The organism is Paenibacillus sp. NPDC058898 (assembly GCF_049316025.1).
Classification (GTDB): domain Bacteria; phylum Bacillota; class Bacilli; order Paenibacillales; family Paenibacillaceae; genus Paenibacillus_AQ.
The window spans coordinates 136266-148308 of record NZ_JBMOSM010000002.1 but is presented as its reverse complement, the minus strand read 5'-3'; the positions used below and the strand labels follow the sequence as shown (position 1 = coordinate 148308).

Sequence of the window (12043 nt, the reverse complement as noted above, 5' to 3'; positions counted from 1 at the left end):
TCCGCATGGACTTTTAAGGGGCTTTTATTGTTTTTTTGCAGGTTTTCTTATCAAAAGTGGACTTTTTGAACAACCTCTTTTAGTGTTTTCGATACGAGAGTGAGATGAGAAGTATGGAACAAGGAGCCGAGAAACAACGTGTGATTCAGGAGTATGTGCCTGGCAAACAGGTTACGCTCGCTCACATTATCGCGAACCCGAACCCGGACATTTACAAGAAGCTGGGACTCGGAAACGAAGCGCATCAGTCCATCGGCGTTATGACGATCACGCCAAGCGAAGCCTCCATCATTGCAGCGGATATCGCTACAAAGGCGGCTGGCGTACAAATCGGCTTTGTCGACCGTTTCAGCGGTTCACTCGTCATTACGGGCGATGTATCATCGGTAGAATCTGCGATCAGCGCAGTGCTGCATGGATTGCAGAATATATTGGGCTTCTCGGCAAATACGAACATTACGAGAACGTAGGAGAAGCTTATGATGAAGAAAATTATTTTTGCCGGAAGTACAGGATCGGGCAAAACCACGCTGTGCCAATGGCTGCACGGTGAGGAGATTGCCTATAAGAAAACGCAAGCCGTCGAAAATTTCGATCAGGCGATCGATACGCCGGGCGAATGCATCGAGAACCGGTATTTATACAAAATGCTGTTAGTATCCAGTGTAGATGCCGATGTCATTGGGCTGGTTCAGGATTGCACGAAAGAAGACAGCTATTTCCCGCCGGCTTTTGCAACGGTATTCGCCAAGCCGGTTATCGGAGTGGTAACGAAGGTGGAACTGGCCAAGTCGCAAGAAGAAATCGCGCAGGCCAGAGCGCATTTAATGGCGGCCGGCGTGGAGCGGATTTTTGAAGTCTCGACGATCGAGAACGTGGGAGTGGATGCTCTTCGGGATTATTTGAGGGCGTAAACGACTTGGATTCTAGTTCAAATGCAAGCGGGGCTTATCGATAGACAAGCGACAAGCAAATAACGACAGACAATGAGGTGCATGACGCATGAATGGAAAAATTGTAATAGTCGATGACGAACCTATTACAAGAATGGATATTCGTGAGATGCTAGAAGAGGCTAACTACAATGTAGTAGGCGAAGCTTCCGATGGCTTTGAAGCTATCGAATTATGCAAGAAGCATCTGCCTGACCTCGTCATCATGGATGTTCAAATGCCCATTTTGGATGGGCTCAAGGCGAGTAAAAGAATTCTTTCAGAACAGCTGGCGGGCGGGATCATCCTTTTGACCGCCTACAGCGACAAACAGACGATTGAAAAAGCATCTTCTGTCGGTGCGCTTGGTTACTTGGTAAAGCCGCTTGATGAAAAGTCGTTCATTCCTATGGTGGAAGTCACGATAGCCAGAGGCAAGGAATTCCGAAAGCTGGAACAAGATCTCTCAAAGCTGACGCAGAAGATGGAAGAACGCAAAGCGGTCGAGAAAGCGAAAGGCATATTAATGAGAGAAAATGGCTACACGGAAGAGGAAGCCTATCAAATCTTGCGAAAACTCAGCATGGATCGGCGATGTCCTCTGATTGAAATTGCTAGTACCATCGTCATTTCCTATGATTGATTTCAAAGAACGGATCAGGCAGCTTTGCAGCCTTCATACCGGATTGTCGGAAGAGGATATAGTCCGGATCTGCGAAATAGCGGAGTCATTTCAAATGACCGAGGTAGAGGATGATGTGTTCATCGACGTATTGTCGAGCGTGGCAAGCGAAGCCATCGTGGTCTATCATCGTCGTCCATGTGACGGCAAATCGGTGTATTATTTTCCGGTTACGGGGGAGAAGGCGCTGCGCGAGAATGAACCTGGCGTCCTGCGGACGCTTGAAACAGGCATTATGTCGCAGGGGCTCGTCGCCAGGACGCAGGAGAATCATCTGGTTCGGCAAACGGTATATCCTATTAAAAATCAAAGCGGCGTCATTGCCGTTCTGATCTATGAAAAAGATGTCCGCGACAATATACAAGCCCACTTCAACAGGCAGAGAGCGTCATGCGAGGATGGGGAGATGTCCTCGATGCTGGGGGCTATGCTGCAGTTCAAGGATTCGATTATCAATCAATTGGAAGACGCCGTTCTGGTGTTCGATAAATATGGGTTTTTGAAGCTGAAAAATGAACAGGCGGACGTATATTACAGACAGCTTGGTTATTTGGAAGATATCCAAGGATTGCATTATGATAATTTGTCGCTTGATCAGACGATGTTCTCCGAGGTCATGAGCCAGCATTCATCCTCGCTATGTTGTCCGCTTACGGTGGAAGTGAAAGCCGCCGGACGTTACTATCAGGTGAAACGCTTGTTCATTGAGGAAAAGGATTTATGCGTAGGCGTTATTCTGCATGATATAACTGAGATTAGAAACAAGGAAGCTGAGATCGTTTCTAAATCGGTTGCCATCCGCGAAATTCATCACCGGGTAAAAAACAATTTGCAGATGGTAGCGTCTCTGCTGCGCATTCAGGGGCGGCAGTGCAAAAGCCCTGAGGCCAAGAAATGCCTTGATGACAGTGTCAGTCGCGTGCTCGCGATCGCCGCAACCCATGAATTGCTGTCGACGGAGATCGAAGCCGAAGTGGATCTCATGGATGTTATACGATTGATTACATCCAATATCGAACGCTGTTTTGTTGATTGCCGCGCCGTCAAGGTGGAGATTGCTTCAGAGCAAAACATTTGCTTGGACAGTGATCGGACCGTAACTGTCGCGCTGATTGTAAGCGAACTGCTACATAACAGTTATGAACATGCGTTCGGCGATTGTTCGGAGGGAAGAATTTCCGTCAAGACAAAAGTAGAAGGCGGGCTGGTGACGGTCGTCGTGGCAGATGACGGAGCCGGGTTCGTTGTCGGGGAAACTTCGCATAAAAGCTTGGGGCTGACGATTGTCCGCAGCTATGTCAAAGACAAGCTGAAAGGTAAGCTTTCGATCGTATCAAGCGATACGGGCACAACAGTGACTTTTACGTTCAAAAAATAATATCATCGGACTACAAGGGCGTAGTCTTCGAAGCAATGAGGCTTAAAGTAAACCTTCCGGTATATCCGGAAGGTTGTCACTTTAAGCCTTTTTGTAGTCCGAATGATCAGAAATCAAGCCAGGGGGTGAACAAAGTGGAAGAACAATTGCTCAGCGTTGGCATCGATATGGGAACTTCTACGACCCAACTGGTGCTGTCTAAGCTCCATATTCAAAACATGGCTTCTTCGTTTTCGGTGCCTCGCTTGGTTATTACGGACAAGGAAGTGGTCTATCGAAGCGACATTTGTTTTACACCCGTGCTGGAAGATAACCGGATCGATATGTTGAAGATTCAGTCCTTCGTGCAGGAGCAATACGAGAAGGCAGGCATCCGCAAGGATGAGATCCAGACAGGAGCGGTCATCATCACGGGTGAGACGGCACGCAAAGAGAATGCGAATGAAGTCGTGCTCTCGCTAAGCGGCTTTGCCGGTGATTTCGTAGTCGCAACCGCAGGGCCGGATCTGGAGAGCATTATTGCCGCCAAAGGCGCGGGTGCACATTCGTATTCCAAAGAGCATTCCACCTGCATCGCCAACATCGACATTGGCGGCGGTACAAGCAATTTGGCATTATTCGCCGATGGCGAACTGTTGGATACGGGCTGCCTCGATATTGGGGGGCGCCTGATCAAGGTTGATCAAAGTTCGCATGAAATCACGTATATCGCGCCTAAAATCAAGCAGCTTGCCGAGCAAAGGGGATTCCGTCTTGCTATAGGCCAGCGGGTCACTCCAGATGATCTTCAGCCGATTATCGGGGAAATGGTCAGGCTGCTCGAAGAAAGCGTCGGCCTCAGACCACCGGGAGACTTCTATAACACCATCGTCACCAACAAAGGGCTGAAGCTGGACCTTGCGATTCCGTGTATTTCCTTCTCAGGAGGGGTTGCAGACTACATTTATCATGAATCCACAGGAGACGTATTCGAGTTCGGAGACATCGGTATATTGCTTGGAAGAGCAATCGCCTCTTCTCCGCTAACGCAGCAGCTGACCGTTGCCCGTTCAGCCGAGACCATCCGGGCTACCGTTGTCGGAGCAGGATCCCATACGACGGAGATCAGTGGAAGCACGATTACCTATACGGACGAAAGTTTCCCGATCAAGAATTTACCGATCTTGAAGCTTTCTGTGGTCGACGAGTCCGGAAGCAGTGAGCAGTTGGCAAAGGCCATCACCGATAAGCTGGATTGGTTCAAACTGAACAATGATTTGCAGCGGGTGGCCATTGCGATTGAAGGAAAGAAAAATGCAAGCTTTCAGGAGGTTCAGAAATATGCCCAAGGTTTGTACAAAGGGATGTCTGAACTGCTGGAGCGGGAGTATCCGCTCATCGTAATTGTTCATCACGATCTGGCGAAGGTGCTGGGGCAAACATTGTACGCGTTGCTGAATTACAAGAAAGATGTCATCTGCATCGACAGCGTACAGGTAGACAATGGCGACTATATCGACATCGGCAAGCCGATTGCGGGTGGCAAGGTGCTGCCCGTCGTTATTAAAACGCTTGTTTTTCACTAAGAGTCGCACATTAACGATTCGAGTTTCATCTATTCGAGCTGCAAGTGGAAGGAGGAGCTTTTGTGATTTTAAAAACGAAATTGTTTGGGCGAGTCTATCAATTCAAGACGCTCATGGATGTCATGGCAAAAGCCAATGAAGAAAAGTCGGGGGATACTCTGGCCGGATTGGGAGCCACTTCGGCAGAAGAACGCGTAGCCGCCAAGGTAGTTCTTTCCCAGATCAAATTGTCGGACCTGCGCAATAATCCGGCGGTTCCTTACGAAGAGGACGAAGTAACACGTATCATTCAGGATGCGGTAAATGAGCGCATTTACAGTGAAATTCAAAACTGGACCGTCGAAGAGTTGCGGGAGTGGATTTTGAATGAGAACACAACGGAAGGCGACATCAAGCGCATCTCCCGTGGACTGACAGCAGAAATGATCGCTGCGGTTGCGAAAATCATGACGAACCTTGACCTGATTTACGGGGCCAAGAAAATTCGGGTTACGGCGCATGCCAATACGACGATCGGGCGTCCGGGCACGTTGTCGGCACGGCTGCAGCCGAATCACCCGACAGATGATCCCGACGGTATCATGGCTTCCCTAATGGAAGGCCTGACTTTCGGGATCGGGGATGCGGTGCTTGGCCTCAATCCAGTCGACGACTCCGTAGAAAGCGTGACGCGTGTCCTGAAACGGTTCGAGGAGTTTCGGCAGAAGTGGGAAATTCCTACGCAAACCTGCGTGCTCGCTCACGTTACGACCCAGATGGAAGCTGTTAAGCGCGGCGCGCCCACGGGACTTATTTTTCAATCGATCGCAGGTTCGCAGAAAGGGAATGAGGCGTTTGGCTTCAATGCGGCCACGATTGAGGAAGCGCAGCAGCTTGTGCTGAATCAAGGCCAGGTGGTTGGGCCAAATGTAATGTATTTCGAGACGGGGCAAGGCTCCGAACTGTCTTCCGAAGCTCATCATGGCATCGACCAGGTGACAATGGAAGCACGCTGTTACGGTTTCGCGAAGCGGTATAACCCGTTCCTTGTCAATACTGTTGTTGGATTCATCGGACCCGAGTATTTGTACGATGCGAAGCAGGTTATCCGTGCCGGCCTGGAAGATCACTTCATGGGCAAGCTGACAGGCATTTCGATGGGCTGCGACGCTTGCTATACGAACCATATGAAGGCGGATCAGAACGACTTGGAAAACCTGGCGGTTCTCCTGTCTACAGCAGGCTGCAACTTCTTCATGGGTATCCCGCATGGCGACGATGTCATGCTCAACTACCAGACGACCGGATATCATGAAACGGCAACGCTGCGTGAATTGCTCGGTTTGCGTCCAATTCGGGAGTTCGAGCAGTGGATGGAGAAAATGGGCTTTATCGAAAACGGCAAACTGACCAAAAAAGCCGGGGATGCGTCAGTATTTCTCAAGTAAGGAAAGGAGGAAGCTCACATGAACGAGAAAGATCTGAAATCGATGATTGAATCGATTTTGAACGAGATGGTAGGAAACAAGGCAGAGCAAGAAGTTGCTAAGCCTGTTGAAACAGCGACAGTTGCAGCACCGATTGCGCATAACGCGGAGCCGCACGAAGGTGGACTTGTACAGAAAACTGTACCTGAGGAAGCACAAGAGGACGACGGTGAATGCTTGGATGATATCACGGAAATTAACCTTCGCAAGCTGCTGCTCGTGCCTGATCCGGCGGATCGCGAAGGATACATGAGAATGAAAGCAAAAACGCCGGCCCGTCTTGGCGTTTGGCGCGCAGGTCCGCGGTACAAGACAATTACATCGCTGCGTTTCCGCGCAGACCATGCCGCTGCTCAAGATGCCGTGTTCTCCTATGTATCCGAAGATTTCGTCAAGGAGATGCACCTTGTGCCGATCGCCACCAAGTGTCAGGACAAGGATGAATATATTACGCGTCCGGACTTGGGACGTCAATTCTCGGATGAGACCATCGAGTACATCAAGCAGCACACGACCAAGCAGGCCAAAGTGCAAATCATGGTTGGAGACGGCTTAAGTTCGGCAGCGATCGAAGCCAACTTGCGGGATATCATTCCATCCATTACGCAAGGTCTTAAGATGTATGGCATCGACGCAGGCAATATCCTGTTCGTCAAGCATTGCCGTGTTCCTTCCATGGACGTCATTGGCGATGTAACGGAAGCAGATGTGGTTTGCCTGCTGGTCGGCGAACGTCCGGGGCTTGTAACGGCAGAATCCATGAGTGCCTACATTGCTTATAAACCAACAGTGGGCATGCCCGAAGCAAGACGTACCGTTATTTCCAACATTCATTCCGGCGGTACTCCTGCCGTAGAAGCTGGGGCGCATATTGCCGAATTGATCAAGACCATGATTGATCGCAAAGCATCAGGTATTGATTTAAAACTATAGGAAAGGCTGGAGGCACGTATGAGAAACGAACCGATTCATGCACAAGTGCTCGGGATGAAGCTCATTTCCAACGTAAGCCTGGATATGGCAAACAAGCTGGAGCTGAAGCCGCACCATAAAAGTTTGGGTATCATTACTGCTGACATTGATGACGTAACTTACGCAGCACTGGATGAAGCAACGAAAGCAGCCGCTGTGGATGTTGTGTATGCAAGAAGCATGTATGCCGGATCGGCTAATGCTTCAACGAAGCTGGCAGGTGAAGTCATTGGGATTCTGGCTGGGCCAAATCCCGAGGAAGTACGCAGCGGCATGAACGCTGTCGTTGATTTCATCGAAAGCGGCGCTCATTTCGTTAGCGCCAATGAGGATGACAGCATCACCTATTTCGCCCACTGCGTATCCCGAACAGGCTCCTATTTATCCGAGACGGCGGGGATCCAAGAAGGTGAGGCGCTCGCTTATTTGATCGCTCCGCCGCTGGAAGCGATGTATGCGATCGATGCAGCACTGAAAGCCGCCGATGTTACGATTGCAACCTTCTTTGGCCCACCGTCCGAGACCAACTTCGCTGGCGCACTGCTGACAGGCAGTCAATCGGCCTGCAAGGCAGCATGCGACGCTTTCGCAGACGCTGTCCAATTCGTTGCGGATAACCCAACGAGTTATTAAGGTAGCGGACCATGAGATATAGCGCGTTAGGGCTAGTTGAAGTCAGAGGGTATCTAGGTGCAGTCGCCGCAGCGGATGCCGCATTAAAGGCGGCAAGCGTTACCTGTATCGGCATGGAAATCATCGGGGGTGGACTGGTGACCGTCAAGCTGGATGGAGATGTCGGAGCGGTGCAGGCTGCTGTTGAGGCGGGAGCGGAGATGGCGAAGCAATTAGATGTGCTGCTGACCCGCCATGTGATTGCTAGAATGCATGAAGAAACGGCAGTTTTGGTGGAAGAACAGGATGATTCTGACGAAAGTCCGCTTCAGGCAGTCGCAACCATGGATGAACAGGCGCAGGAACAAACGACAGAAGCAGCTGAAGACGGTGCTGAACAAATCGCTGTAACCAACGACGCTGCTGATGAGGCCGTACACCTTGCCATCAAAGAAACTGCCGCTTCTAAAGATTTGGCGGAAGAAGGGGCAAGTTCAGAAGAACTCGAAGCGGCAGATACGGCTTGGCCGCAGGCATTAAAGACAAATGAAGCGAATGCTGCTGGGTCCCAGCCGGAGCGGAAACCTTCACCGATGAAGAAAATTCAAACTCAAGCGGAGGAGAAATCCACACCCGACGTCAGGGAAACAGAAGAAACAAAAGCCGCAGTAAAGCTTGTCCCTGAGCAGAAGGATGCCGATGATCCGGCAGCAACACCGGATAAGAAGCAGGCCGATGCGCCAAAGAGCAAGCACAATGACAGTAAACTCCGTGAGCAACCGAAGCAAAAATCGGCAGCCAAGTCCGGCAAGAAGTCAAAAAGGGCAAGCTCATAGGAGAAACATCTATCGATGAAAATACAAAGAAGACCGACCGCTTTTACTAAAGAAAACAAATACACATCTATCGATGTAAAAACGCAGTAGAGAGAAGGAATATTGATGGAAACATTGGATAAAGACCTGAGATCCATTCAAGAAGTCCGTGATCTGATCAACAAAGCCAAGGAAGCGCAAGTTAAGCTCGCCGCCATGACGCAAGAGCAAATCGACGCGATTGTCAAAGCGGTTGCCGATGCCGGATACAACCATCGCGAGAAGCTGGCGAAGATGGCCAATGAGGAAACTGGCTTCGGCCGCTGGCAGGACAAGGTCATCAAGAATGCTTTTGCTTCGCAGCAAGTCTACGAGTCCATCAAGGACATGAAAACCGTTGGCATCTTGAAAGATGACAAAGAGAATAAGTTGATGGAGGTAGCTGTCCCAGTCGGTGTCATTGCCGGTCTAATTCCATCCACCAACCCGACTTCGACGGTTATCTACAAAACGCTCATTGCGCTTAAAGCAGGAAACAGTATCGTGTTTTCCCCGCATCCGAATGCGCTTAAGAGTATTCTGGAAACGGTGAAGGTCATTAACGAGGCAGCTGTGCAAGCAGGTTGCCCGGAGGGCGCCATTGGCGTCATGACGGTTCCGACAATTCAAGGAACAGATCAATTGATGAAGCATAACGATGTCGCTTTGATTCTAGCAACAGGCGGAACGGCGATGGTCAAAGCCGCTTATTCATCCGGTACGCCGGCAATCGGTGTTGGTCCAGGCAACGGCCCTGCTTTTATCGAGAAGAGCGCGAATATTCCGCTTGCAGTCAAACGCATCATGGACTCCAAAACTTTCGATAACGGCACGATTTGCGCTTCGGAGCAATCCGTCGTCGTCGAAGCATGCAGCAAGGAAGCGGTTGTGGCTGAATTCAAAAAGCAAGGAGCTTATTTCCTTTCCGCAGAGGAAGCCGATCAGCTTGGCAAATTCATTATGCGGGCCAATGGCACCATGAACCCGCAAATCGTTGGACGCAGCGTAGATCATATCGCAAAACTGGCGAATCTGAATATTCCTGCTAGAGCTCGCGTGCTGATCGCCGAAGAAACCCGCGTGGGACGCAATGTTCCATATTCACGAGAGAAATTGGCTCCAATTCTGGCTTTCTACACAGAGGATAGCTGGGAAGCTGCATGCGAACGCTGCATCGAAATTCTGAATGGAGAAGGCGCAGGCCATACGATGTGCATTCACTCCGAAAATGAAGAGATTGTACGCCAGTTCGCTTTGAAAAAACCGGTATCCCGTTTGTTAGTCAATACGCCGGGTACGCTTGGTGGCATCGGCGCAACGACAGCACTTGCACCAGCGCTTACGCTTGGTTGCGGTGCGGTTGGCGGAAGCTCCACATCCGACAACATCAGTCCGCTTAATCTGCTTAACATTCGCAGAATCGCCTATGGACTAATAGAAATGGAAGATTTGGCGGACCGGAAGGAAGAATCGCAGCCGAAAGCCGCATGCAGCCTTCCGGAAGACAAAGAACAACTTATCGACATGATTGTGGCACGTATTCTTGAAAAAATGTAAGTTTTCGTAGATTTCATCGGCAAGACGAGCAACCCATTATAGGTAACCCTAAAATTCATTATAAATACAAATTATTAGGAGGAATTTTATCATGGCAAACGCAAACGCATTGGGAATGGTAGAAACAAAAGGTTTGGTAGGAGCAATCGAGGCAGCAGACGCAATGGTGAAAGCAGCGAATGTTACGCTGATCGGCAAAGAACAAATCGGAGCAGGTCTCGTAACGGTTATGGTTCGCGGCGATGTGGGCGCTGTTAAGGCAGCTACTGACGCAGGCGCAGCTGCGGCAGAACGTGTTGGCGAATTGCTTTCGGTACACGTGATTCCAAGGCCTCATGCCGAAGTGGACGCAATCCTGCCTAAAACCACAAAAGCAGAATAAAACTACTCTGACAAGCCGGAAGAGGAAGACAGCAGAATGCGGGCACTTCGCCCGCATTCCACTTCTGACTATGGCGATTTATCCTGGCTTGTAACAGTTCGGACGATCGCGTAAGGAAATATGAACACGCATTCGCCTTAGAAGGATGTGAAAACATGGCTGTGATTACGGAAAGCGAGCTGCGCAAGTATTTTCGAAATCGGAATTTGAAGGATGTTGCCGTTTATGAAACGGCTGCGGGAACGATACTGACGCCATCAGCCAAAAGTTTTTTGACCGATCATCAGATTGAACTGCGGTATGTGACAGCTTCTGAGACGGATAAGGATACGGTAAAGGAACCGGTACAGGCACCAGCGCAAGAATCGACGCTGCAAAAGGAAGTTAAGCTTCAAGTGACGACCAACCTGGATGTTGAACCAGCAACCGGCGGGAAAAAGCGATTTCGAACGCTGTACGGCGGATTTTTGGAAACGAAGCCTGAGCATATGACCCATTTGTATGGAAATATGCTCGTTTTTAAGGATCATCCACGGATATTATTCCGCGGCAAGCTGGACTCATTGGAAACAAAAATATTGGAAGCGCAAATCAGCTGCTTCAAGCTGAATATGACCAAGCTGGTCAACGATTTGGAAGAGATTTTGCAATTCGTTAGGCGGATCGTACGGTGCGAAGTGCTTAGCGAAAGCATTGAAGAATTCCATTTGCTTGGGCTGAACCCCAAGGAACTCAGGGAGCAATCCCATTTTCCCAAGAAATACTTTGGACTGGAACATTTTCAACCCAGCTATGATATGGGCGAAGCGGTTGTTGTCATAAATGCGTTACGCACATTGACGAGGGAGACGGAACTGCTGGCTTATCAAGCCTTCAAGAAGGAACACGGAGATGTAGAACGTGAAGATATCATTCGATCACTGAACAGGCTGTCTTCCTTGTTCTGGATTATCATGTTCCGCATCCGTGTTGGAGAGTACAACTGATGAGGTGACTAAGGTGGATAACCAACTGGTAGAGAGCATCATTAATGAAGTGGTTAAGCGGGTGCAGGATGAAACCTGTTTCGAAATCGAAGCATCCGGCAAGCATGTGCATTTGAATCGGGAAACAATCGATGCCTTGTTCGGCAAGGGATATCAGCTGACGAAAGCCAAGGATCTTTCCCAGCCGGGGCAATATGCTTGCAAAGAACGCGTGACGCTGATCGGGCCCAAGGGCTCTTTGCATAATGTCGTCGTGCTTGGTCCGGAACGCAAAGAATCGCAAGTAGAGCTATCGCTCACAGATTCGGTTGTGCTCGGAATATCTGCTCCGGTAAAAGAAAGCGGTAAGTTGGAAGGAACCCCGGGAATCGTCATCGCTTCGGGCAGCAATATGGTTCGGCTCGATCGAGGATTAATCGCAGCACAACGCCATATTCACGTGAAATCGGAGGATGCGGAGAAATACAACGTAAAAAACGGCGAAATCGTACAGGTAAAAGTGTATGGCAAACGTCCGCTTATTTTTGACGATGTGCTGGTTCGAGTGAGCCCGAACTTTGAGACCTACATGCATATTGACTACGACGAAGCAAATGCATGCGGTTTTACGAAAGGTACGAAGGGGAAAATTTTGAAGTAGGGCATCCAGGTTTAGGA

The 12043-nt window shown here is 49.7% G+C and carries 13 protein-coding genes; all 13 read left to right on the top strand.

Annotation, left to right across the window (positions count from 1 at the left end; all coding sequences use genetic code 11):
- The first annotated feature begins 113 nt into the window (after window positions 1–113).
- The 13 genes from ACOZB4_RS04850 to eutD all read left to right on the top strand — a co-directional run bounded on the left by ACOZB4_RS04850 (window position 114) and on the right by eutD (window position 12026).
- Complete coding sequence (locus ACOZB4_RS04850) at window positions 114–470, top strand: BMC domain-containing protein (protein ID WP_076325819.1); 357 nt, start codon at window positions 114–116, stop codon at window positions 468–470.
- Between the two features lie 12 nt (window positions 471–482).
- On the top strand, window positions 483–914 hold the full coding sequence (locus tag ACOZB4_RS04845) for a EutP/PduV family microcompartment system protein (RefSeq protein WP_076325820.1): 432 nt from the start codon (window positions 483–485) through the stop codon (window positions 912–914).
- Window positions 915–1002: 88 nt separating this feature from the next.
- Window positions 1003–1575, top strand: a complete 573-nt coding sequence (locus ACOZB4_RS04840; protein WP_076325821.1) for an ANTAR domain-containing response regulator — start codon at window positions 1003–1005, stop codon at window positions 1573–1575.
- Entirely contained in the window at window positions 1568–2992 is a 1425-nt protein-coding gene (locus ACOZB4_RS04835; protein WP_379407078.1) for a sensor histidine kinase, read from the top strand. Before ACOZB4_RS04840 ends, ACOZB4_RS04835 begins: the two co-directional genes overlap by 8 nt.
- 134 nt (window positions 2993–3126) lie before the next feature.
- On the top strand, window positions 3127–4557 hold the full coding sequence (gene eutA, locus ACOZB4_RS04830) for an ethanolamine ammonia-lyase reactivating factor EutA (RefSeq protein WP_422759489.1): 1431 nt from the start codon (window positions 3127–3129) through the stop codon (window positions 4555–4557).
- Window positions 4558–4619: 62 nt separating this feature from the next.
- Complete coding sequence (locus ACOZB4_RS04825) at window positions 4620–5984, top strand: ethanolamine ammonia-lyase subunit EutB (protein ID WP_379407080.1); 1365 nt, start codon at window positions 4620–4622, stop codon at window positions 5982–5984.
- A gap of 18 nt (window positions 5985–6002) precedes the next feature.
- Window positions 6003–6956, top strand: coding sequence for an ethanolamine ammonia-lyase subunit EutC (gene eutC / locus ACOZB4_RS04820; RefSeq protein WP_379407081.1), 954 nt, complete (start codon window positions 6003–6005; stop codon window positions 6954–6956).
- Between the two features lie 18 nt (window positions 6957–6974).
- Window positions 6975–7628, top strand: a complete 654-nt coding sequence (gene eutL / locus ACOZB4_RS04815) for an ethanolamine utilization microcompartment protein EutL (RefSeq protein WP_339291167.1) — start codon at window positions 6975–6977, stop codon at window positions 7626–7628.
- A gap of 11 nt (window positions 7629–7639) precedes the next feature.
- Window positions 7640–8443: a BMC domain-containing protein gene (locus tag ACOZB4_RS04810; RefSeq protein WP_379407082.1), complete on the top strand. Its 804-nt coding sequence runs from the start codon at window positions 7640–7642 to the stop codon at window positions 8441–8443.
- Between the two features lie 105 nt (window positions 8444–8548).
- A complete protein-coding gene (locus tag ACOZB4_RS04805; protein WP_379407083.1) occupies window positions 8549–10018 on the top strand; it encodes an acetaldehyde dehydrogenase (acetylating) in 1470 nt (489 codons plus the stop codon).
- A gap of 91 nt (window positions 10019–10109) precedes the next feature.
- On the top strand, window positions 10110–10400 hold the full coding sequence (locus ACOZB4_RS04800; RefSeq protein ID WP_076325828.1) for a BMC domain-containing protein: 291 nt from the start codon (window positions 10110–10112) through the stop codon (window positions 10398–10400).
- A gap of 155 nt (window positions 10401–10555) precedes the next feature.
- Complete coding sequence (locus ACOZB4_RS04795) at window positions 10556–11386, top strand: cobalamin adenosyltransferase (protein ID WP_379407084.1); 831 nt, start codon at window positions 10556–10558, stop codon at window positions 11384–11386.
- Window positions 11387–11399: 13 nt separating this feature from the next.
- A complete protein-coding gene (gene eutD, locus ACOZB4_RS04790) occupies window positions 11400–12026 on the top strand; it encodes an ethanolamine utilization phosphate acetyltransferase EutD (RefSeq protein ID WP_379407085.1) in 627 nt (208 codons plus the stop codon).
- The last annotated feature ends 17 nt before the right edge of the window (window positions 12027–12043 follow it).